We start from the raw sequence: 23,156 nt of genomic DNA, 5'->3' as shown, positions 1-23,156 counted from the left end.
ATTCGACAGGCGGTTCATGGCGGATAGCCGGTGATGCGCCGGATCGCGCGATACAAGGGCCGCAGCCGCCCGTACATGCGGCTGTACACCTCGCGATACAGTGCGTCATAGGTCCGCGCCACCTCAGGATCGGGCTCGAAACGCTGGCCGACGCGCGTCATCGCGCGAACCGCAGCATCGTGGTCGACATGCCAGCCGAGGCCCACAGCGGCATTGATCGCCGCACCCAGCCCCGAAGTCTCATAGATGGCCGGCCGCTCCGCCGGCCGGTTGAAGATATCGGCCGTGATCTGCAGCGCCTGATCGGACTGCGAGCCGCCACCGGACACGCGCAGCAGGCGGATCGGCCGGCCGAGCTTGCGCTCGATCTGCTCGCAGCCGCCACGCAGGCCATAGATCAGACCTTCGAGGATGGCGCGATACAGATGCGCGCGGGTGTGCACGTCGCCGAAGCCGATGATCGCGCCCTTTGCCTCCGGCCCCGGCTCGCGCACGCCGGGCGACCAGTACGGCTGCAGGGTCAGGCCCATCGCGCCCGGCGGCACGCTGCGCACCAGCTCGTCGAACAGCGACTCGACGGCAATGCCGCGCTCGGCCGCGAGCCGCTCCTCGGCCTGCGCGAACTCGCGGCGGAACCAGCTGACCATCCAGAAGCCGCGATAAATCTGGATCTCGGTATTCCAGGCGCCGGGCTGTGCGGCCGGATACGCGGGTACCAGACGCTGCACCTCGACGTAGCGCGGCTGCACGGTGTTGATGGTCGCGGTGGTACCGAAGCTGAGCTGTGCGATGTCCGGCGTCACCGCGCCGGAGCCGAGCACTTCGCAGGCCTTGTCGGCGGCCGCGGCGATCAGCGGCAAGCCGCCCGGCAGGCCCAGCGCTTCGGAGGCCGCCGGCGTCAGCGTGCCGAGCCGTTGCGCCGGCGGCACCAATCTCGGCAGTTGCTCGCGACGCACCGCCAGTGCACGCCACTTGAAGTCGCGCGGCCCGGCCCAGGCCTGGCGTTTGTAATCGAACGGCAGATAGCCGACCTGCGCGCCGACCGAATCGACCCAGTCGCCGCACAGCTTCCAGCTCAGCCAGCCCGACAGCAGCACGAAATGCGCGGTCTCGCCCCACAACGCCGGCTCGTTCTCGGCCAGCCAGTTGGCCTCGGCTTCGCACTGCACCTGATTGATCAGGGTCTTGGCGCCGGCCAAGCGGAACGCGGTGTTCCATAGCGGCCCCATGCCCGGCGGGTGCCGGGCGCGGCGCTGATCGAGCCAGAGCATGGCCGGCCGCAGCGGCCGGCCGGCGGCGTCGGTGCAGACCACCGATGCGCGCTGCGTCGTCAGCGTCACCGCTGCCACGGCGTCGGCGCGCACGGCCGCATCGCGCCACAGGGCCGCGCAGCAGTCCTGCAGCGCCTGCCAGTAGCCGTCGGCGTCCTGCTCGGCCCAGCCCGGCTGCGGCGCTCGGTAGACCGGTTCATAGAATTGCTGCGCCTTGCCGAGCAGTGCGCCGGCGGCGTCGAACAGCAGCGCCCGCGCGCTTTGCGTGCCGACATCGAGCGCGAGCACGACGCGCGGGCTCATACCGGCGGCGCGTGGCGGTGCCGCCACAAGGTCAGATAGCGCTCGTATTCGCGCTGCCATCGCAAATCGTCCCAGCCGAGCTCCTGCTGGCACAGTGCCCCGATCTGCGGCAGCAGCGCCTCGCCGCCGCCGGCCGCGACGAGGCCCAGACGGCTGCGCCGCAACAAGAGGTCGTCGAGATGCACAACGGCTTCGTGCTGCAAGGACCAGCGCAACTCGGCGAGGCTGTATGGCGTACCGGCCAGCGGCGCCTGCGCGGACGCCGGGTCGGCACGCATCGTCGCGGCAGCACTTGCGCCGTAGCGCCCGCCGAGGCGATCGGTCGCGCGCTCGCCGGCGAACAGCGCACCGTCGTGCCGGCCGCGCAGCGCCGGCAGCTCGCGTCGCGCGGCGCGCAACACCTGCTGCGCGGTGACGCGAAACGTCGTCAGCTTGCCGCCGGCGGTGCCGATCAATCCCGGCGACTGCCACATCGCCGACTCGCGCGATTCGCGCGACGGATCGTCGTGGCCGCCGGCCACCACCGGCCGCACACCGGCATAGACCGATACCGCATCGGCCAGCCGCCAGCGCCGTTGCGGAAACTGCGCCTGCAGCGCTTCGAGCAAATAGTCGAGTTCGGCCGCCGTGGCGCGAACATCCGCCGGATCGCCGTCATGATCGACGTCGGTCGTGCCGCAGATCACCGCGCCTTCCCAGGGATGCACGAACACCGGCCGGCCATCGCGTGGATGCAACCACGAGACCGCGTGGCGGATCGGCAGCAACGAGGTCGGCAGCACCAGATGACTGCCGCGCAGCGGGCGCAGCAGCGGCGCGCCGGCCGGCGCATCGGGAACGCGATCGGCGAGCGCACCCGCGGCATTGACGACCACGGTCGCGGCGATGTCACGCGCGCCACCCTGCACCGCGTCGTGCAAGCGCACGCCCACGACAAGGTGACCGTCGCGCAACAGCGTCGCGCGAACATAGTTCAGCGCGGTGCCGTCAGCAGCGACGCCATCGAACACGAGGCGCAGCACCAGACGCGCGTCGTCGGTGACAGCGTCGTCGTAGGCCATCGCCCCGAGCAGTTGCGCGCTGCGCAAATCGCCCTCGGCGGCCTGCACGGCCTCGGCGTCGAGCCAGCGCGAGCGCTGCGAACCCGCCATCAGATCGTAGACGCGCAAGCCGAACTGCATCAGCCGCCGCCCCGGCTTGCGGTCGCGATAAATCGGCATCAAAAAGCGCAGCGGCTCGACCAGCCCAGGCACCTCGCGCAACAGACGCTCGCGCTCGCGCACCGACTCCAGCGTCAGCCGCCATTGACCGTTCTTCAGGTAGCGCAGGCCGCCGTGCACGAGCTTCGATGACGCCGACGAGGTGCCGGACGCGAAATCGCCGGCGTCGATCAGCAGTGCCTGCAAGCCGCGGCGTGCGGCAGCCTGAAAGATGCCGGCGCCGTTGATGCCGCCGCCGACGACAATCAGGTCGTAACGGGCATCGAGCTGAGACAGCATCGGCCGCGTCGGCATCGTCGGCTCAGACGAACAACTTGCCGGGGTTCATCATCTGCTGCGGATCGAGTTCCTGCGCGACCGCACGCAGCACGTCGAGCCCCAGCGCGCCCTTCTCGTGCACCAGGTATGGTGCGTGATCGACACCGACGCCATGCTGGTGACTGATGGTGCCGCCGTGTTCGACGATCGCCGCCGAGACACGCGACTTCAATCGCCGCCAGCGTTCGAGGTCGGCGTCGGGATCGCCGGCCGAGCGGAACACGAAGGTCGAATAGACGCTGCAGCCCTGGCGGTAGACGTGCGACAGATGCGTGAACGCGTGTACGCGCTCGTTCTGGTCGTAGAAGGTTTCGCGCGCCGCCGCCTCGATGGCGCGCATGGTCGCCGTCGCCTGCGGCCAGTTGACGGCCGTTTCGACGGTGTCGGCGGCGTAGCCTGCATCCCACAGTGCGTTGCGCAGCAAGGGACCGCGGAAGCGGTTCTTCGCCCAACCCTTGCCGATCGCCTTGCCGGCGTGCACGCCGCGGTACGGCTTGGCGACGGCCAGCGCGTCACGACGCATGCGACGCGTCTCGCCCAGCGTGCCGGTGACGCCGATCACCATCATGCACTGCCCGCTGCCGATGCCGCGCATGCCCAGATAGCGTTGCAGCCACTTGATCAGTTCCGGGTGTCCGGCCAGGCGCAGCTGGGTTTCGGTCTCGATCTCGTTCGACAGGCGCAGCATCGACAACGGCACCTCGGCCTGCACGATGGCGCGCGCCGCCTCGACCGCCGGCTCCCAGGCCGGAAAGAAAATCGCATGGAAGTCCTCGACCGCGGCCAGCGGCCGCACGCGCGCCGTGACCTCGGTCAGCAGGCCGAGCCGGCCTTCGGAACCGAGCACGAATTCGCGCAGATCGGGGCCAGCCGACGACGCCGGCACGCCGCCGATCGTCATCGTGCCGCGCGGCGTCACCAGCCGGCCCGACGCAAACATCTGCTCGATGCGGCCATAGCGCAGCGATTGCTGACCCGACGAGCGCGTCACGACCCAACCGCCGATCGTCGAGAACGGATACGACTGCGGAAAATGGCCGAGCAGCATGCCGTGCCCGCGCAACTGCGCCTCGATCTGCGGGCCGGGCGTCCCGGCGCCGAAGGTCGCCAGCTGCGAGCGCTCGTCGTACGCCAGCAGGCGATTCATGCGCTCGAAGGAAATGTTGACGACGGGCCGCTCGCCAGCCGGTACCTGCAGATGGCCGACGACGCTGGTGCCGCCGCCATACGGAATGACGACCGCGCCCTGCTGTTGCGCTTCGACCAGTGCGTCGGCGGCCTCTTCGTGTGAGGCCGGACACGCAACCGCATCGGCAACCGGGCCGAAGCGGCCGGCCTTCATCGCCACCCAATCCGGAAAGCTCTGGCCGCGCGCGTGCAGCAGGCGCAGCCTGGGGTCGACAGAAAAGCGCGCCGAGCCGCTGAGACGACTGGCCGGCACGGCCTGCAGCGATTCGTCCAGCGTCGCATCGCGCGGCGGATGCCCCTCGCCGACGCGTTCGCGCAGGAACGCGCGCGCATCTTCGTTCAGATCGTAGAGATCGGACTCATCGCCCCAGCCGTTCCAGCGCCGCATCGTCAACGCTCCCGTCGCGAGCGACGAGTATAGACGCAGCGTCCGGCGGCCCCGCCAGTTGGGGTGGCGAACCGGCGCTCAAAGGGCGCGATCAGGCAGCGCGGCGCTGGCTGGTTTCGTGGTCGCGGTGCAAGGCCGAACGCAGGGTGTCGATCGTCACCCAAGGCAGGCCCTGCAGGCGCCCCTTCAGCACATGCGTCGGCGCACCCGGCTCGCCAAGACAGCTGACGACCAGCGCCGCCTCGCTGAAGTCCTGCTCCAGCGTATCGCGATTGATGGTGACGACCGCGGCAACGCCGGCGGCAGCGGCAGCTTCAAGGCCCATTTCGGAGTCCTCGAGCGCCACGCATTCGTCGGGGCCGACATTCAGGCGGCGCATCGCCAGCTGATAGAGATCAGGCGCCGGCTTTTTGTGGTCGACTTCCTCGCCGCTGGCGATGATTTCGACCTCGGCCGCCAGCTCCGGGCCCATGCTGTACTTGAGCACCGGCCGCAGCGTCTTCAGGCTGGCATTGGTGACGATGGCCAGCCGCACGCCGGAGCCGCGCGCCTCGCGCATCAGCCGTGCAATGCCCGGCCGCAGCGGCACACGCCCGTGGCGCATGTAACGGCGGAAATAGTGCGATTTGAGGGTGTGAACCTTGGCGACCCAGGCGTCGAGATTCTGCTCGGCCTCGGCGGCTTCGCCTTCCAGATCGGGGCGGTAGTGCTGGACGTAGAACTTCAGTCGCTCACGACCACCCGGCAGCTTCAGCAGCTTGCGGTAGAGCTTGGGGCCCCAGCGGAACGACAGGCCCAGATGTCGGAAGGCCCGATTGTAAGCGGGTCGGTGGCCCAGCGCCTCGGTGTCAGCCAAGGTGCCATCGACATCGAACAGGACGGCTTTCAAACTCATGACGGCAACCCCCTGTCGTGGGTTGCCTGTCGAGGTCCATCGGAACCCATTGTTTCGTTCAAACAGTTACAGGCTGAAGTTAATGTACCATGCTGCGCAATGCTGCAGCGTGCCAATACTGTGATGCAGCGCACCTTTCGCCAGCATGACTGATACCGCTCGTCCATCAGCCTCCGGCCCGTACCGCGGCCGCTTCGCACCGACGCCGAGCGGTCCCTTGCACCTGGGATCGCTACTCGCCGCGCTGGCCAGCTACCTCGACGCTCGCCATCACGGCGGCCAGTGGTTGCTGCGCATCGACGACCTCGATCGTCCGCGCTGCCCACCCGGCGCCGATCAGCGCATCCTTCGACAGCTCGAGGCCCATGGCCTGGACTGGGACGACACACCGCACTACCAGTCGCGACATCTGGACGACTACCATCACTGTCTTGTTGCACTGCAAAACACAGGCCAGATCTACGCCTGCGACTGCACACGCGCGACGTTGGCCTGCGAAAGTCATAGTGGCACCGACGGCCCGGTCTACAGTGGCCGTTGCCGCGAGCGGCGGCTGGCGGCCGACGGCCGTGCCCTTCGGCGGCGAATCGGCTTCGGCAGCGTCGTGCTCGACGACGATATCCAAGGACCGCAGCAACGTGATCTGCAAGCCGATATCGGGGACATCGTCGTGCGGCGCCGCGACGGCATCATCGGCTATCAACTGGCGAGCAGCGTCGATGACCACCTCATGCGCATCAGCGATGTCGTGCGCGGCGCCGACCTGACCGGCTCCAGCGCCACGCAACACGAGCTCATTTCCGGGCTCGGCTGGACCCCGCCGCGCTACCGGCATGTGCCGCTGCTGACGGACGCCGACGGTTTGAAGCTGTCGAAGCAGAATCACGCACCAGCGATCGAGGACGACCAGGCCGCCGCCAATCTCTGGCGCTGCCTCACCTGGCTGGCGCAGCAACCGCCGACCGAACTTCGCGCGGCAGCGCCGCGCGAACAGCTGGCCTGGGCCATTCCGAACTGGCGCCGCGCGCGGGTCGCCGCCGCAGCGCAGCAAAGCATGACACTTACGGCCTGAGCGGCCCGGCTACCGCCGGCAACCTGGGCACCGACGCGGCTGCGGAGCAGCCCCCACTTCTGGCATGATGCCGGTATTGCAGCGCAGCAAAATGGAAACCGGGACCCTCATGTCGGACGTTCGCATCATCAAGAAGTACCCGAACCGGCGCCTTTACGACACGCATGTCAGCCGCTACATCACGCTCGAGGAGATTCGTCAGCTGGTGCTGCAGGACGTGAAGTTCCGCGTCGAGGACAAGCGCACACATGACGACATCACGCGCAGCATCCTGCTGCAGGTGATCGCCGAGCAAGAAGAAGGCGGCGATCCGATCTTCACCACGGACTTGCTCGAATTCATCATTCGCTACTACGGCGACCCGATGCAGAACAGCATCGGCCGCTATCTGGAGCTGTCGGCGCGACTGTTCCAGGAGCAGCAGGAAGGCTTCACCGACCAGATGCGGCAGATGCTGGGTCAGGCGCAGCAGCCGCTGCAGGTGCTCAAGGAGATGGCCGACCGGCAGGTGCCGATCTGGCGCTCGATCCGCAAGGAGTTCCTCTCCAACCTGCAGGCCAGCGCCAAGGCGATCAAGCGTCGCGGCGGCCGCGACGGCGAAGACGACGACACCCCGCCGCCACCGGAACGCGACGCGATGCCTTGAGGCACGGCCCGCGACATCGACGCCGCCCGCGTCGGCGTCGTACCGAAGACCAACAAAAAGGCGGCGCACTTTTCAGTGCGCCGCCTTTTTTACAGCTTCAGCTCGATCGAGACGATCAGGCGCTTTCGGCCACGCCGACGTCGCTGCTCTTCATCGACAGGCGGATCTTGCCGTCACGGCTGACTTCGAGGACCTTGACGCGGACCTGCTGGCCTTCCTTGACGACGTCGTCGACCTTCTCGACGCGCTTGTCGGCGAGCTGCGAGATGTGCACCAAACCATCCTTGCCCGGAGCGATCGTCACGAACGCACCGAAGTCCATGATCTTGGCGACCTTGCCTTCGTAGATCGTGCCGACTTCGACATCCTTGGTCAGCGTGTTGATGCGGTTGATCGCCGCTTCCGCCGCCTTGCCGTCGACTGCCGCGATCTTGATCGTGCCGTCGTCGGAGATGTCGATCTGCGTGCCGGTTTCCTTGGTGATCGACTGAATCGTCGCGCCACCCTTGCCGATCACTTCGCGGATCTTGTCCGGATTGATCTTGATCGTCGTGATGCGCGGCGCATGCTGCGACAGCTGCGAGCGCGGCGTCGGCAGCACCTGCACCATCTGCTCGAGAATGTGCAGACGCGCGGTCTTCGCCTGCTGCAGGGCCTGGGCCATGATCTCGCCGGTAATGCCGGTGATCTTGATGTCCATCTGCAGCGCGGTGATGCCGTCGGTGGTGCCGGCAACCTTGAAGTCCATGTCGCCGAGATGATCCTCGTCACCGAGGATGTCGGTCAGCACCGCCCAGCGGCCTTCTTCGAGGATCAGGCCCATGGCGACACCAGCGACCGGCGCCTTGATCGGCACGCCGGCATCCATCAGCGCCATGCACGCGCCGCACACCGAAGCCATCGACGACGAACCGTTCGACTCGGTGACTTCCGAGACGACGCGCACGACGTACGGGAATTCCTTCTCGAGGTCCGGCATGACGGCGGCGACGCCGCGCTTGGCGAGGCGGCCGTGGCCGATTTCGCGGCGCTTCGGCGCGTTCATGCGCCCCGTTTCACCGACGCAGTACGGCGGGAAGTTGTAGTGGAACATGAAGTGCTCATGCCACTCGCCGCTGATCGCGTCCATGATCTGGTAGTCCTTGCCGGTACCGAGCGTGGTCGTGGCGAGGACCTGGGTTTCACCGCGCGTGAACAGCGCCGAGCCGTGCGTACGCGGCAGCACGCCGGCCGACATCGCCAGCGGACGCACCGTGAAGCGGTCGCGGCCGTCGATGCGCGGCGAGCCGTCGAGGATGCGATTGCGGACGATCTTGGCTTCGAGCTCGTGGAACTCGGCCTTCAGCTGGTTTTCGGTAAACGCCGCATCGGCCGGACGCGCCGCCGAGATGGCCTTGCGCACGTCGCCGAGCGCCGCGTAGCGCTCCTGCTTGTCGGTCAGCGTGTAGGCCTGCGCGACCTGCGCCTCGTACGGCGCCACGAAGCTGGTGATCGCCGAGGTATCGGCCGCCTTCCAGTCCCACTGGGCCTTGCCCGCTTCGGCAGCGAACTCGTTGATCGCCTGGATCGCGGCCTGCATCTGCTCATGGCCGAACAGCACGGCGCCGAGCATGACCGGTTCGGACAGCATCTTGGCTTCCGACTCGACCATCAGCACGGCGTCCTTGGTGCCGGCGACGACGAGGTCCAGATCCGAGGTCTTCAGCTCCGAGACCGTCGGATTGAGGATGTAGTTGCCATCCTTGTAGCCGACCTTGGCGGCACCGATCGGCCCCTGGAACGGGATGCCGGACAGCGCCAGCGCCGCCGAGGCACCGAGCATCGCCGGCAGGTCGCCGTCGATTTCCGGGTTCAGCGACATCACCATCGCCACGATCTGCACTTCGTTGTAGAAGCCGTCCGGGAACAGCGGGCGCAGCGGGCGGTCGATCAGACGCGAGGTCAGCGTTTCCTTCTCGGTCGGCCGGCCTTCACGCTTGAAGAAACCACCGGGAATACGGCCGCCGGCGTAGAAGCGCTCCATGTAGTCAACCGTCAGCGGGAAGAAATCCTGCTCCGGCTTGGCTTCCTTCTTGCCTACGACACTGACGAACACGACGGTGTCGTCCACATGAACCATGACCGCCGCGGTCGCCTGGCGGGCGATGGCGGCGGTCTCGAACGTCACGTCATGCTTGCCGTAGCGGAACGTCTTTTTGACGGGCACGGCGGGAGTGGCAGGTACTGCCATGATTGACTCCTCAGAATCTGAAGTTCAAAACGACTGCGCCGCTATTTAGCGGCGCAGACCGAGTTCGGCGATGAGCTTGGTGTAGCGAGCTTCATCTTTGCGCTTCAGATAATCGAGCATCTGGCGGCGCTGGTTGACCATCTTCAGCAAGCCGCGGCGCGAATGGTTGTCCTTCTTGTGCTGTTCGAAGTGCGGCGCGAGCGTGTTGATGCGCTCCGTCAGCAGGGCCACCTGCACTTCGGGCGAGCCCGTGTCATTGTTGCTGCGGGCATGCTTCTTCACCACGTCCGCCTTGCGTTCCACCGTCAACGTCATTGCCTTCAACTCCGAACGAATTCTTTGATCTTTACAAAGTCCAATATAATAGCGTTTTTCGCGGCTTGCTCACAAGCACGCGACCCGCGCCATGTCCCACGTCAGGAGGCCTGACGCGGGGGTGCAAAACAGCGCTGAGGCCGTAACCAGCCCTCGGCGTCGCTCTGCGCAATCCCGAGCAATACGCCGCGCTCGTTGCTGACCGCGATGCGGCTCTCGCGCGGCACACCGGCCAGGCGCTGCGCCCGCCCCTGCAGGAATGCCTGCGCCCGGACATCATCGAGCGTCGCCGACGGCCAATGCCGCAGCGCCTCCTCCGGGCCAAGCAACCACAAGTCCAGCGCCGGCAGATCGTCTGCCGAGGCCTCGAGCCGGTCCAGCGTCACGCCAGCACGTCCCCAGAACGGCGTCACCGCCGTGCGTCGCAGCCCGATCAGGTGACCGCACTGCCCGACCGCACGGCAGATGTCTTCGGCCAGCGTGCGGATATAGGTGCCTTTCGAGCAGCGCACGCGAATCTCAAAGCGGTCGCCGGCAAAGTCGAGCAGTTCCAGCTCGGCAATCGTCACCGGCCGCGCTTCGCGCTCCACGGTCTCGCCGGCGCGGGCCAGTTCATACAGCGGCCGCCCGTCGCGCTTCAGCGCCGAGTACATCGGCGGCACCTGCAACTGCGGCCCGAGAAACCCGGCCAGCGCGTCCTGCAGCACCGGCAGCGTCAGTTGCGTGGCGTCGGAGCGCTCGACGATCTCGCCTTCGGCGTCACCGGTCGACGAACGCTCGCCGACCTTCACCACGGCGCGGTATTCCTTGTCTGAATCGAGCAGCACGCCGCTGAGCTTGGTCGCCTCGCCGAAACAGATCGGCAGCATGCCGGTGGCGAGCGGATCGAGCGCGCCGGTATGCCCCGCCTTTTCGGCACGGTAGAGCCGTTTGGCACGCTGCAGCGCGTCGTTGGAACTCAGCCCCAACGGCTTGTCGAGCAGCAGGATGCCATCGAGTCGACGGCGTGGCGGCCTCGGCGGCCGGACAGAAACAGCCATCCGTGCGTCAGTCGCCGTCGTGGTGTTGTTCGTCGTCACGCACGGCGTCGCGGATCAGCGCGCTGATCCGATCGCCTTCGCGCATCGCGACATCGGCCGCGAAGTTGAGCTGCGGCACATAGCGCAGGCTCAGGCGCCGCCCCAGCTCATGCCGCAACTTGCCGGTCGCCTGCCTGAGCCCCTTCAACGCGTCCTTGAGCTGCTCGTCACTGCCGAGCAGGCTGACACTGACGCGGGCGTTGCGCAGATCGGGCGAGACATCGACCTTGGTCACGGTCACACCGGCGACGCGCGGATCGGACAGCTCGCCACGGATGAGCATCGCCAGCTCGCCCTGCAACTGCGTGTTGATGCGTAGCTTGCGCGGATACTCTTTCATCGAACCTCGCGATCGGGGGCCGGACTTGCGTCCGGCCCTTCAATCAGGCCAGCTCCGCCGCACGAACGGTGCGGCGAACTTCGACGCGCTGGAAGCACTCGATCTGGTCGCCCGCCTTGACGTCGTTGTAATCCTTGACGCCGATACCGCATTCGGTGCCCGCCTCGACCTTGGACACGTCGTCCTTGAAGCGACGCAGCGATTCGAGCACGCCCTCGTAGATGACCGTCTGATTGCGCAGCACTCGAATCGGCAGGTTGCGCTGCACCGAGCCTTCGAGCACCAGACAGCCGGCGATGTTGCCGATCGCCGAGCTGCGGAACACGTCACGCACCTGCGCGATACCGACGATCTGTTCGCGGGTCTCGGTGCCGAGCAGGCCCGACACGGCATCGCTGACGTCGTCGATGATCTCGTAGATGATCGAGTAATAGCGCACATCGACGCCGGTGTCCTGGATACGCTTGCGCGCGGCGCCGTCGGCGCGGACGTTGAAGCCGATGATGATCGCCTTCGACGCCATCGCCAGATCGATGTCCGACTCGTTGATGCCGCCGATTGCCGTCGACAGGACGTTGACCTTGACCTCTTCGCTCGGAATCTTGCGCAGCGCTTCGGTGATCGCCTCGGCGCTGCCCTGAACGTCGGCCTTGACCATGAGGTTGAGCGACTTCTGTTCGCCCTGGCCCATGCTCGCAAAGACCTGCTCCATGCGGATCGCCTGATTCTGCGCCAGCTTCTGCTCGCGCAGCTTCTGTTCGCGCAGCGACGCGAGTTCGCGAGCCTTGCGCTCGTCGGCAACGACGACCACGTCGTCACCGGCATCCGGCGCACCGGACAAGCCGAGAATCTGCACCGGAATCGACGGGCCGGCTTCCTTCACCACCGCGCCGTTCTCGTCGAACATCGCACGCACACGGCCGAAATGCGGACCGGACAGGATCACATCGCCCTGGCGCAGCACGCCCTCGCGGACCAGCACGGTCGCGACCGGGCCACGGCCCTTCTCGACCGAGGCTTCGAGGATGTTGCCACGCGCCGGCGCGTCGACCAGCGACGTCAGCTCGAGGATTTCGGCCTGAACCAGGATCGCGTCGAGCAGTTCGTCGATGCCGGCACCGGTGTGCGCCGAAACGCCCACCACCTGCGTATCGCCACCCCAGTCTTCCGGGATGATGCCTTCCTTCGACAGGTCGTTCTTGACGCGATCGAGATCGGCGTCCGGCTTGTCGATCTTGGTAATCGCCACGATCATCGGCGCGCCGGCAGCCTTCGAGTGCTGGATCGCCTCACGCGTCTGCGGCATCACGCCATCATCGGCGGCCACGACGATCACCGCGATATCGGTGACCTGCGCGCCACGCGCGCGCATGCGCGTGAACGCGGCATGGCCCGGAGTGTCGAGGAAGGTGACGATGCCCTTCGGCGTCTCGACGTGATACGCGCCGATATGCTGGGTGATGCCACCGGCCTCGCCCGCGGCGACGCGCGTCTTGCGGATGAAATCGAGCAGCGAAGTCTTGCCGTGGTCGACATGGCCCATGATGGTGACGACCGGCGGACGCGGTGCGCGCTCGCCGTCTTCCTGGACGTCGCCCGTTACGGCCTGTTCGAGGCTGTCCTCAAGGTCGCTGGCCTTGACGGCACGCGCCTTGTGGCCCATTTCCTCGACCATCAGCACCGCCGTGTCCTGATCCAGTGTCTGGTTGATCGTGGCCATGACGCCGTTCTTCATCATGACCTTGATCAGCTCGACCGCCTTGACCGCCATGCGGTTGGCGAGCTCACCGACCGTGATCGCTTCCGGCACGTCCACTTCACGGACGATCGGCGCGACCGGCCGTTCGAAGCCGTGCACATTGTCGATCTTGATGCGGCCCGACGGCTTGCGCTGCTTCTTCTCGCGGCGCCCGCCCTTGCCTTCCGACAAATGCAGTTCCTTGCGGTGCACCCGATCGTCGCGACCGGCGCGCGGCGCGCCAGCCGGCGCTGCAGCAGCCCCGCCACCCGGCTGGGCACGCTGCGCGGCGTTCTGCTTGGCGGCTTCGGCAGCGCGGCGGATGTTCTCGGCGGCACGCTGGCGGGCCTGCTCGCGCTCCCACTTTTCGCGGTAGAGCGGATCTTCCTTGAGCAGGCGCTCGTGTTCTTCCTTCGCGGCGCGCGCCTTGGCTTCGGCGGCTTCGCGCTCGCGCTGGGCTTGCGCCTGAGCCTCGGCCGCAGCTTCGGCCGCGGCCGCTTCTTCGCGCTCGCGCTCGGCCTTGGCTTCGGCCGCTGCACGCTCGGCCGCTTCGCGCTGCTCGCGCTCGGCGGCAGCCTTGGCTTCGGCAGCGCGCAGCGCCTCCGGATCGGGCTGCGGAGCTTCGACCGGCGCCGGTTCAGGCGCGGCCGGCGGCACGGCTGCCGCGACTGCCGGTGGCGGCGCTTCCGGTTCTTCCGGCTTGACGAAGGTGCGCTTCTTGCGGACCTCGATGCTGACGGTCTTGGTCGGCGCGCCTCGGCCACCGCCGAGCCGCAGCTCGGAAGTTTCCTTGCGCTTGAGCGTGATCCGGCGCGGCTCGCTAACGGCCACACCACCAGTCTTCTGCTTGAGATACGCCAGCAGCGCCATCTTGTCGTCACCGGAAACCGGCGATTCGGCGCTCTTCACGGCCACGCCCGCCTCCATGAACTGCGACAGCAGTTCGTCGACAGGACGATTCAGCTCTTTGGCGAAATCTTGAACGGTAACGGTTGACATCCGTACTCCCCGGGCTCGCGCCCAGATTCTGAGTCAGGCCTACGCGTAGGCTTTCGCGCGCGCCGACATGATCAGTTTCGATGCACGTTCCTCACCGAAATCCGGCAGGGACTCGAGCAATTCATCGGTCGCGAGGTCGGCGAGCGCCTCGCAAGTGGAGATACCGGCCTCAGCCAACTGGTAGGCGGTATCCTCATCCATACCCTCGACGGTCAGCAGGTCCTCGGCGGGCTGCGCATGCGCGCGCTGCTCGGCCTTGGCGATCGCCTTCGTCAGCAGCACATCGCGCGCGCGATTGCGCAGCTCCTCGATGATCTGCTCGTCGAATTCCTCGATCTCCGACAGTTCCTGCGTCGGCACGTAGGCGACTTCTTCCAGCGTCGTAAAGCCTTCCTGGACCAGAACCGTCGCCACTTCCGCGTCGACGTCGAGGTGCTGCATGAACATCTCGACGACCGACTGGTTTTCCTCGTCCTTCTTCGACTCGGCTTCCGCCGTGGTCATGACATTGAGCGTCCAGGCGGTCAGCTCCGAGGCCAGGCGCACGTTCTGGCCACCACGGCCGATCGCCTGCGCCAGCTTCTCCTCGGACACGCCGATCGTCATCGAGTGCGCTTCTTCGTCGACGACGATGGTCTCGACTTCAGCCGGCGCCATCGCATTGATGACGAACTGCGCCACGTTCTCGTCCCACGGCACGATGTCGACACGCTCGCCAGCCAGCTCGTTCGACACGCTCTGCACGCGCGAACCGCGCATGCCGACACAAGCGCCGACCGGATCGATGCGCTTGTCCTTGGCCTGCACCGCGATCTTCGCGCGCAGGCCCGGATCACGCGCCGCGCCCTTGAGCTCGATCAGACCCTGTGCGATTTCCGGCACTTCGAGCTTGAACAGCTCCATCAGGTACTGCGGCAGCGTGCGCGACAAGAACAGCTGCGGGCCGCGGACCTGCGGGCTGACTTCATAGAGGTAACCGCGAATGCGGTCGCCCGGGCGCACCGGCTCGCGCGGAATCAGGTGATCGCGCAGGATGATCGCTTCAGCGTTGGCGCCGAGGTCGACGATCACGCTGCCGCGCTCGAGGCGCTTGACCTGGCCGGAGATCAGCTCGCCGACGCGATCCTGATACGCCGCGACGATCTGCGCACGCTCGGCTTCGCGCACCTTCTGCACGATGACCTGCTTGGCCTTCTGCGCACCAATGCGGCCGAAGTCGACCGATTCAACCTTGCGCTCGATGACGTCTTCCGCCTGCGCATCTGGCTGTTCCTTGACCGCGTACGACAGCTTGATCTGCCGCTCCGGGTATTCAAACTCCTCGCTGTCGTCTTCCAGCACCGTCCAGCGACGGAAAGTCTCGTACTCGCCGGTTTCACGGTCGATCGACACGCGCAGCTCGGCTTCATCGCCGTACTGTTCCTTGGCCGCCGATGCCAGCGCCGCTTCGAGTGCCTCGAAGATCAGTTCCTTCTCGACGCCCTTCTCATTGGAGACGACGTCGACCATCAGCAGGATGTTCTTGTTCATACCCAGCATTACTCCTGGTCGTAATCCGGAACCAAGCGCGCGCGGTCAATGTCCGCGAACGGGATTTCGGCAACACCTTCTTCGGTCTGGATGCGCAACACGTCCGCATCCGCCGCAACGATCTCACCCACGAAGCGTCGGCGCCCATTGACCGGCGCCATCAGCTGCACGCGTGCCTGCTGCCCGGCAAAGCGCTGAAAATGCGCCGGCTTGACCAACGGGCGATCGAGACCGGGTGATGACACTTCGAGACGGTAGGCGCTGCGGATCGGGTCTTCGACGTCGAGTGCGCCGGAGACTTCCTTGCTGACCCGTTCGCAATCGTCAAGCGTGATGCCGGACGGGCCGTCGATGTAAAGGCGCAGCATGGCGTTACGGGGATTGGGGCTGTACTCGAGCAACAGCAACTCGTAACCGAGGCTGTCGATCAAGGGCTCCAGTATCTGCTCCAGTCGTTCCTGCAGTGATGCCACGCATTTACTCCGAAAAGCAGAAGGTCACTAACACCATCCCAAAAAAAAGCAACAAAAAAGGCCCGCGAAGGGGCCTTTTCCAAGCCAACAATTTGGTAGCGGGGGCAGGATTCGAACCTACGACCTTCGGGTTATGAGCCCGACGAGCTGCCAGACTGCTCCACCCCGCACCAGAGACAAAAACTATAGCAAATCAGAAGCATAAGTGCAAGCGTCATTGCTATTTACTACATTGAAATCCCGGCTTCGCTCCGGCGACCTCAATCCCGCCCCGCCAGACTTCGGACCTTGCCAGTCCTCACCTGGTGCCCACGGAGAGACTCGAACTCCCATGGCTCTCGCCGCTACCACCTCAAGGTAGTGTGTCTACCAATTCCACCACGTGGGCAATCGGGGGGACTGCAACGGGGCGCGAATTCTAGCGCCTCGAAATCGATTTGTCTCTACTCTGGAACCGCCGGTGACTTCTTTTCTTCATTATTCGCCGATTCCGGCCCGGAAGGGGCCGCCGGAGTGGCTGCCGGGGCGGCCGTGTCCGGCGTCGATTCCGGCTTTTTGTCGGCATCGGCCGGGGCCGGGGCCGGCGTCGCCGGCGCGGCGGCGGCCGCGCGATCCATGACCGACGAGCTGGTCGTCTGCTGGCCGTGCACCAGATACGCGAGCGCCAGGCTCACGCAGAAGAACACCGTCGCCAGCCACGCCGTGGCACGCGACAGGAAGTTCGCCGAACCGCGCGACCCAAACACCGTGCCGGACGCACCGCTACCGAACGCCGCACCGGCGTCGGCGCCCTTACCGTGCTGAATCAGAATCAGGCCAACGAGGCCAACGGCCGCGAGCACCTGCACAATCACCAGAATCGTATACATGCTTCACTCATTGAGACTGCGGCTGCGCGGCTGCGCAGATCGCGAGAAATTCCGCCGCCTTCAGCGATGCGCCGCCGATCAGGCCGCCATCGACATCGGGCTCGGCAAACAGCGCCACGGCGTTGTCGGCCTTGACGCTGCCACCGTAAAGGATGCGGGTAGAACCGGCGATTTTAGCATTCGCCTGGGCCAACTGACCACGGATGAATGCATGGGCCGCCTGCGCCTGTTCGCCGGTCGCGGTGCGGCCGGTGCCAATCGCCCAGACCGGCTCATAGGCGATCACCGCCGACTTGAACGCCTCGACGCCGGCCGCGTCGATCACCGCCGCCAGCTGGCGCGCCAGCACGGCTTCGGTCTGGCCGGCTTCACGTTCTTCGAGCGTCTCGCCCAGGCACAGGATCGGCTGCAGGCCGCAGGCCTGCGCGGTGAGGAACTTGGTGGCCACCACCGCGTCAGTCTCACCATAGAGCGCACGGCGCTCGGAATGGCCGACGATCACGTACGAGCAGCCGATGTCCTTGAGCATGCCGCCGTGGATTTCGCCGGTGAACGCCCCCGGCTTTTCCTGCTCGCACAGCGTCTGTCCACCCAGCTGTACGCTGCTGCCGCTGAGCATTTGCCCCACCGGGTCGATGTAAACCGCCGGCGGGCAGATGACGATGTCGATATCCGGAAACCGTTTGACGTCAAACACGATATCGCGCACGAGGCTCGCATTGGCATCACGCGCGCCGTTCATCTTCCAGTTGCCGGCGACCATCTTGCGACGTGCCATGTTTGAGACTCCCTTGTTCGGTTCTTCAGACTGTTGAGTTTGCGCGATTCACGCCTGCGCGGCGACCACGGTCGCCAGCGATTGCGCCACATCGCGCGTCAATGCGTGGTCATCGGCTTCGACCATCACACGAATCAGCGGCTCGGTACCGGACGCACGCAGCAGCACGCGACCGCGGGCACCGAGACGGCTGACGGCGCTGCGCTCGGCGTCCTGCAGCGCAGCCCGGTCGAGGATGTCGCTGGCGCGCCCCTTGACCGGCACGTTGATCAGCACTTGCGGACACTTGCGGACGCCGGACACCAGATCGGCCAGGCTCTTCTTCTGCGTGCGCATTGCCGTCAGTACCTGCAAGGCCGTGACCAGGCCATCACCCGTCGTGGTCTTGTCGAGGCAGATCGTATGCCCCGACCCTTCCCCGCCCAGCATGCCGCCGCTGCGCTGCAGCAGCTCCATGACATAGCGGTCGCCAACCTTGGCGCGTAGGAACTCGATCCCCAGCGCCTGCAGTGCACGTTCGAGGCCGAGATTCGACATCTGCGTACCGACCACCGGCCCTTGCAGCTTGCCGCGTGCATGCTTCCATTGGGCGATCGCATAGAGGATCTGGTCGCCATCGACTTCATTGCCGTCGCCGTCGATCATCAGGCAACGATCGGCGTCACCATCGAGCGCGATGCCCAGCGCCGCACGCGAGCGCTGCACTGCCGACTTCAGCGCATCGAGATGCGTGGAGCCGCAGCCGGCATTGATATTGAGTCCGTTGGGGCGATCGCCGATCACGATCACCTCGGCGCCCAGTTCTTCGAACACCGCCGGCGCAACGCGATAGGCCGCACCGTTCGCGCAATCGACGACGAGCTTCAGCCCGTTGAGATTGCGATCACCGAACGTTCCCTTGCAGAACTCGATATAACGCCCGGCAGCATCCTCGATGCGCTTGGCGCGACCAAGCTGCTCGGGCGCTACGCATTCGAGCGGCGCGTCGAGCAGACGCTCGATCTCCAGCTCGATCTCATCGCTGAGCTTGTGTCCGTCCGGCCCGAAGAATTTCACGCCGTTGTCGTGATGGGGATTGTGTGACGCGGAAATCACCACGCCAGCGCTGGCGCGCAGCGCGCGCGTCAAATAGGCAACCCCCGGCGTCGGCAACGGCCCGAGCAGATCGGTGGTGACACCGGCGGCGGCAAAGCCCGCCTCCAACGCCGACTCGAACATATAGCCGGAACGACGCGTGTCCTTGCCAACGATGACGTGTCCGCCAAAACCCTTGCCAAGCACACGGCCAGCCGCCCAGCCGAGCTTGAGCGCGAACTCCGGCGTCATCGGCGCCTCGCCGACCCTGCCGCGCACCCCATCGGTTCCGAAATACTGACGACTCACTGCATGTTCTTCCTGTTCTGTCCCGCATCGCGGGCGGCGACGGCGACGCGCACCGCGTCCACGGTCGCCCGCACATCGTGGGTGCGCACTATAGCGGCGCCTTGCCAGACGGCAATGGCAGCGGCGGCAAGCGCGGCGGGCAGGCGCTCGTCGACCGGGCGCCCCAGCAACTGCCCGAACATCGACTTGCGCGACACGCCATACAGCCATGGGTAGCCGTCCAGGGCGAGCGCCGCGACGCCGCCGAGCAAGGCCAGATTGTGATCGAGGCGCTTGCCGAAGCCGATTCCGGGGTCAAGGCAGATGCGCTCGCGGGCAATGCCCGCCTCGCGGCACACAGCGACGCGCGCCGCCAGAAAGCCGCGCACCTCGTTCACGACATCGTCGTAGTGAGGGCCGGCCTGCATGGTCCTCGGCTCGCCCTGCATGTGCATCAGGCAAACCGCGGCGCCGCTCGCAACCGCGGCCTCGACGGCGCCAGGCGCTTGTAGCGCGTAAACGTCGTTGATGATCTCGGCGCCCGCCGCACAGGCTTCGCGCATCACCGCCGGCTTCATCGTGTCGATCGAAATCACCACGTCCGACTCGCGGCGTAAGGCCTCGATCAGCGGCACGACGCGATCAAGCTCCTCGGCCTCGCCGACCGGGGCGGCGCCAGGCCGCGTCGACTCGCCGCCGACATCGATGATACCGGCGCCATCGGCCACCATCGCCAGCGCATGCGCGAGCGCATCGGCCAGCGCCGCATGACGGCCACCGTCCGAAAACGAATCCGGCGTGCGATTGAGGATGCCCATCACCACCGGCTCGGCCAGCGACAGGACTCGGGTCGGCAGTTGCAGCGGCGGCAACGTCATCGGACGGTCGCGGACTCCGGAAAAAGTGGCGGAAACGAAAAGGCCGGCACTGGGCCGGCCTTCGTTGCGTCAGGTCTGCTGACCTGCCGGTTGTTGGCTCGCCGGCTGCGGCGCGAGGCCACCGACCGGTTGTGGCGCGGCAGGACCGCCGCCGCCGCTGGGACGCGAGCTATCGCCGTCGTTCCAGCTCTCCGGTGGGCCCGGATCCTGGCCGGCGAAGATACGCTTGATCTGTTCGGTATCGATCGTCTCGTACTTGATCAGCGCACCGGCCATCGCATGCAGCTTGTCGAGATTCTCGACGAGGATGCTCTTGGCCTTCGCGTAGTTGGCCTCGATGATCTTGCGCGTTTCCTCGTCGATGGTGTGCGCGGTTTCGTCGGACACGTTCTTGGTCTGCGTCACCGACTTGCCGAGGAAGACCTCGCCATTGTCGTCCGAATACGCCAGCGGGCCGAGCCGGTCCGACAGACCCCACTTGGTGACCATGTTGCGGGCGATGTCGGTCGCGCGCTCGATGTCGTTGCTGGCACCGGTCGTGACCTTCTCCGGTCCGAAGATGATTTCCTCGGCGATGCGGCCGCCGAACAGCGAGCAAATCGACGAATTGAGGCGCTGCTTGGTGTAGCTGTAGCGGTCCTCTTCCGGCAGGAACATCGTCACACCGAGCGCACGGCCACGCGGGATGATCGTGACCTTGTAGACCGGGTCGTGATCCGGCACCGACAGGCCGACGATGGCGTGACCGGCCTCGTGATAGGCCGTCAGCTTCTTCTCGTCGTCGGACATCACCATCGAGCGCCGCTCGGCACCCATCATGATCTTGTCCTTGGCGCGCTCGAAGTCGTCGTGATCGACCAGGCGCTTGCTCGCGCGGGCGGCAAACAGCGCCGCTTCGTTGACGAGGTTGGCGAGGTCCGCGCCGGAGAAGCCCGGCGTCGCGCGCGCGATGATTTCCGGCTTGACGTTGTCGGCCAGCGGCACCGCGCGCATGTGGACTTTCAGAATCTGTTCGCGGCCGCGCACGTCCGGCAGCGGCACGACCACCTGACGATCGAAGCGGCCCGGGCGCAGCAACGCCGGGTCGAGCACGTCCGGACGGTTGGTCGCGGCAATGACGATGACGCCTTCGCTGCCCTCGAAACCATCCATTTCGACCAGCAGCTGGTTCAGCGTCTGCTCGCGCTCGTCATGGCCGCCACCTAGACCGGCGCCACGATGACGGCCGACCGCGTCGATTTCGTCGATGAAGATGATGCAAGGCGCATGCTTCTTGGCTTGTTCGAACATGTCGCGCACGCGGCTGGCGCCGACGCCGACGAACATTTCGACGAAGTCCGAACCGGAGATCGAGAAGAACGGCACGCCCGCCTCGCCGGCGATGGCCTTGGCCAGCAGTGTCTTGCCGGTACCCGGCGAGCCGACCATCAACACGCCACGCGGAATCTTGCCGCCGAGCTTCTGGAACTTGCCCGGATCCTTGAGGAAGTCGACCAGCTCGGCGACCTCCTGCTTGGCTTCCTCGCAGCCGGCAACGTCGTTGAACGTCAGCTTGACCTGATCGGCGTTGAGCATGCGCGCACGCGACTTGCCGAAGCTCAGCGCGCCACGGCCGCCGCCGCCGCCCTGCATCTGTCGCATGAAGTAGACCCAGACCGCGATCAGCAGCAGGATCGGGAACGCATTGAACAGCAGCTGCAGCAGGATCGGGGTTTCCTTGGGCAGCGTGCCGCTGAACTTGACGTGATTGTCGAGCAGCGTGCCGACCATCGCGCTGTTGTCGGTCTCCGGGCTGATCGAAACGAACGGCGTGCCGCCCTTCATCTCGCCATGGATGACCTGCCCGTCGATCGTCACTTCATTGACGTTGCCGTCCTTCACCTGGGAGATGAATTCGGAATACGCCAACGGCGACTGCGATTGCGAATGCGAGGAAAAGCTCTGGAACACCACCATCAAGACGACAAGGATGATGACCCACAGCAATAGATTTTTAGCCAGATCGTTCAACGTCGGAGGCCTGTTGGACTATCGATAACTGCCACATTACACCGCGCGGAAGTTGCGCGCCAGCAAGTAAACCTCGCTGGAGCGGGACCGCGAAGCCTTGGGTTTACGGATGGTGACGGTCTCGAAAGCCGCCCGCATTTCCTTTAAGTAAGCATCGAAACCTTCGCCCTGGAACGCCTTGACCAGCAAGCTGCCTTTGGGCTTGAGATGCGCCTTGGCGAATTCGAGCGCCAACTCGCACAGATGCAGGCTCGACGCCTGGTCTGCCGCGTCAATACCGGACAGGTTCGGCGCCATGTCGCTGAGCACCACGTCCACCGACTGATCGCCGATCTTGGATTCGAGCTGCAGCAGCACCGCGTCCTCGCGAAAGTCGCCGACGATGATCTCGACGCCCGGCAGGGCTTCGAACGGCAGGATATCCAGCGCGAACAGCTGACCCTTGGCGCCGAGCACCGGACGCGCGTACTGGCTCCAGCCGCCGGGCGCGGCACCGAGATCGACGACGATCTGGCCGGGCCGGAAGATCTTGTCCTTTTCCTGGATTTCCTTGAGCTTGAAGACCGCGCGCGAACGAAACCCGAGGCGACGCGCCTCGTGCACGTACGGGTCGGACTCGTGCTCGGCGATCCAGCGCGCGGAGCTAGGGCGTCGTTTCTGGCTCATCTTGGCAAGCGGCATGCCGTCCTTATGCAGCCGGATCGCCAGGATTCAAGAGTCCGGGCGATTCGCGCAAGCCGTTCAGACGTAACGGATGCTGACGACCTCGAACTCGCGGATGCCTTGCGGCGTGACGACCTGGGCGATATCGCCTTCGGCTTTGCCGATCAGCGCACGCGCGATCGGGCTGTTGAACGAAATGCGCCCGGCTTTTACGTCGGCCTCGTCCTCACCGACGATCTGCCAGGTCTGCTCGTCGCCGCTATCGGCATCGGCGAGCTCCACCGTGGCCCCGAAAATCACCTTGCCGTTGGCCGCAACCTGTGTCGGGTCAATCACTTGCGCACTCGACAACTTGGCCTCGATTTCCTGGATACGACCCTCGTTGAAGCCATGCTGTTCGCGCGCGGCGTGATACTCGGCGTTCTCCTTGAGATCGCCGTGCTGGCGCGCCTCTTCGATCGAGGCAATGATCTTCGGCCGCAGCTCGCTCTTGCGCTGCCGCAGTTCTTCGCGCAGCTGATCGGCGCCGCGCAGCGTCATCGGGGTCTTGTTCATGAATTACGGTCCCGGACTTCGGAAAATGGACAAAAA

Annotated in this window: 20 protein-coding genes and 2 tRNA genes; 2 read left to right on the top strand and 20 right to left on the bottom strand. The window is 65.8% G+C overall.

What is annotated here, in order from left to right:
* Nucleotides 1-14: 14 nt before the first annotated feature.
* From G7Y82_RS10005 to G7Y82_RS09990, 4 genes are all read right to left on the bottom strand, one after another.
* Complete coding sequence (locus G7Y82_RS10005; protein WP_168147890.1) at nt 15-1,574, bottom strand: FGGY-family carbohydrate kinase; 1,560 nt, start codon at nt 1,572-1,574, stop codon at nt 15-17.
* Entirely contained in the window at nt 1,571-3,088 is a 1,518-nt protein-coding gene (locus G7Y82_RS10000; protein WP_168147889.1) for a glycerol-3-phosphate dehydrogenase/oxidase, read from the bottom strand. The genes G7Y82_RS10005 and G7Y82_RS10000 overlap by 4 nt, the downstream gene beginning before the upstream one ends.
* Before the next feature lie 7 nt (nt 3,089-3,095).
* Nucleotides 3,096-4,688 carry an FAD-binding oxidoreductase gene (locus G7Y82_RS09995; RefSeq protein ID WP_168147888.1) on the bottom strand — a complete coding sequence of 531 codons (1,593 nt, stop codon included), beginning with the start codon at nt 4,686-4,688 and terminating at the stop codon, nt 3,096-3,098.
* A gap of 91 nt (nt 4,689-4,779) precedes the next feature.
* Complete coding sequence (locus G7Y82_RS09990; RefSeq protein WP_168147887.1) at nt 4,780-5,583, bottom strand: HAD-IA family hydrolase; 804 nt, start codon at nt 5,581-5,583, stop codon at nt 4,780-4,782.
* Between the two features lie 145 nt (nt 5,584-5,728).
* Between G7Y82_RS09990 and gluQRS the strand changes: the two genes are divergently transcribed.
* A complete protein-coding gene (gene gluQRS / locus G7Y82_RS09985; protein WP_168147886.1) occupies nt 5,729-6,655 on the top strand; it encodes a tRNA glutamyl-Q(34) synthetase GluQRS in 927 nt (308 codons plus the stop codon).
* 109 nt (nt 6,656-6,764) lie between these two features.
* The gene (gene phaR / locus G7Y82_RS09980; RefSeq protein ID WP_168147885.1) at nt 6,765-7,301 is read left to right on the top strand and encodes a polyhydroxyalkanoate synthesis repressor PhaR; all 537 of its coding nucleotides are present in this window, start codon (nt 6,765-6,767) and stop codon (nt 7,299-7,301) included.
* A 115-nt stretch (nt 7,302-7,416) separates the two neighbouring features.
* Here phaR and pnp read toward each other — a convergent pair whose 3' ends face one another.
* The 16 genes from pnp to greA form a co-directional block, all read right to left on the bottom strand.
* A complete protein-coding gene (gene pnp / locus G7Y82_RS09975; RefSeq protein ID WP_168147884.1) occupies nt 7,417-9,531 on the bottom strand; it encodes a polyribonucleotide nucleotidyltransferase in 2,115 nt (704 codons plus the stop codon).
* A 45-nt stretch (nt 9,532-9,576) separates the two neighbouring features.
* Nucleotides 9,577-9,846, bottom strand: coding sequence for a 30S ribosomal protein S15 (rpsO, locus tag G7Y82_RS09970; RefSeq protein ID WP_168147883.1), 270 nt, complete (start codon nt 9,844-9,846; stop codon nt 9,577-9,579).
* 101 nt (nt 9,847-9,947) lie between these two features.
* Complete coding sequence (gene truB / locus G7Y82_RS09965; RefSeq protein WP_168147882.1) at nt 9,948-10,886, bottom strand: tRNA pseudouridine(55) synthase TruB; 939 nt, start codon at nt 10,884-10,886, stop codon at nt 9,948-9,950.
* Nucleotides 10,887-10,893: 7 nt separating this feature from the next.
* Complete coding sequence (gene rbfA, locus G7Y82_RS09960) at nt 10,894-11,265, bottom strand: 30S ribosome-binding factor RbfA (RefSeq protein ID WP_168147881.1); 372 nt, start codon at nt 11,263-11,265, stop codon at nt 10,894-10,896.
* Nucleotides 11,266-11,308: 43 nt separating this feature from the next.
* Nucleotides 11,309-14,002 carry a translation initiation factor IF-2 gene (gene infB, locus G7Y82_RS09955; RefSeq protein WP_168147880.1) on the bottom strand — a complete coding sequence of 898 codons (2,694 nt, stop codon included), beginning with the start codon at nt 14,000-14,002 and terminating at the stop codon, nt 11,309-11,311.
* A gap of 39 nt (nt 14,003-14,041) precedes the next feature.
* Nucleotides 14,042-15,532 carry a transcription termination factor NusA gene (gene nusA / locus G7Y82_RS09950; protein WP_168147879.1) on the bottom strand — a complete coding sequence of 497 codons (1,491 nt, stop codon included), beginning with the start codon at nt 15,530-15,532 and terminating at the stop codon, nt 14,042-14,044.
* A gap of 8 nt (nt 15,533-15,540) precedes the next feature.
* Nucleotides 15,541-16,005 (bottom strand): ribosome maturation factor RimP, encoded by a 465-nt coding sequence (rimP, locus tag G7Y82_RS09945; protein WP_168147878.1) that lies wholly within the window; start codon nt 16,003-16,005, stop codon nt 15,541-15,543.
* Nucleotides 16,006-16,098: 93 nt separating this feature from the next.
* A tRNA-Met gene (locus tag G7Y82_RS09940) sits at nt 16,099-16,175 on the bottom strand.
* A 133-nt stretch (nt 16,176-16,308) separates the two neighbouring features.
* A tRNA-Leu gene (locus tag G7Y82_RS09935) sits at nt 16,309-16,393 on the bottom strand.
* Between the two features lie 55 nt (nt 16,394-16,448).
* The gene (gene secG, locus G7Y82_RS09930) at nt 16,449-16,874 is read right to left on the bottom strand and encodes a preprotein translocase subunit SecG (RefSeq protein WP_168147877.1); all 426 of its coding nucleotides are present in this window, start codon (nt 16,872-16,874) and stop codon (nt 16,449-16,451) included.
* A gap of 7 nt (nt 16,875-16,881) precedes the next feature.
* Nucleotides 16,882-17,652, bottom strand: coding sequence for a triose-phosphate isomerase (tpiA, locus tag G7Y82_RS09925; RefSeq protein ID WP_168147876.1), 771 nt, complete (start codon nt 17,650-17,652; stop codon nt 16,882-16,884).
* Between the two features lie 48 nt (nt 17,653-17,700).
* On the bottom strand, nt 17,701-19,035 hold the full coding sequence (gene glmM, locus G7Y82_RS09920; protein ID WP_168147875.1) for a phosphoglucosamine mutase: 1,335 nt from the start codon (nt 19,033-19,035) through the stop codon (nt 17,701-17,703).
* Nucleotides 19,032-19,892, bottom strand: a complete 861-nt coding sequence (gene folP, locus G7Y82_RS09915; RefSeq protein WP_206370534.1) for a dihydropteroate synthase — start codon at nt 19,890-19,892, stop codon at nt 19,032-19,034. Before folP ends, glmM begins: the two co-directional genes overlap by 4 nt.
* A 69-nt stretch (nt 19,893-19,961) precedes the next feature.
* Nucleotides 19,962-21,902, bottom strand: a complete 1,941-nt coding sequence (ftsH, locus tag G7Y82_RS09910) for an ATP-dependent zinc metalloprotease FtsH (protein WP_168147874.1) — start codon at nt 21,900-21,902, stop codon at nt 19,962-19,964.
* A 36-nt stretch (nt 21,903-21,938) separates the two neighbouring features.
* Complete coding sequence (rlmE, locus tag G7Y82_RS09905; protein ID WP_168147976.1) at nt 21,939-22,568, bottom strand: 23S rRNA (uridine(2552)-2'-O)-methyltransferase RlmE; 630 nt, start codon at nt 22,566-22,568, stop codon at nt 21,939-21,941.
* A gap of 75 nt (nt 22,569-22,643) precedes the next feature.
* Nucleotides 22,644-23,120, bottom strand: a complete 477-nt coding sequence (gene greA, locus G7Y82_RS09900; protein WP_168147873.1) for a transcription elongation factor GreA — start codon at nt 23,118-23,120, stop codon at nt 22,644-22,646.
* Nucleotides 23,121-23,156 lie beyond the last annotated feature (36 nt).

The sequence above is a fragment of the Solimonas marina genome (genome assembly GCF_012241385.1).
In the GTDB taxonomy this organism is placed as follows: Bacteria; Pseudomonadota; Gammaproteobacteria; order Nevskiales; family Nevskiaceae; genus Solimonas; species Solimonas marina.
This window is presented reverse-complemented; position numbering and strand designations above follow the sequence as displayed.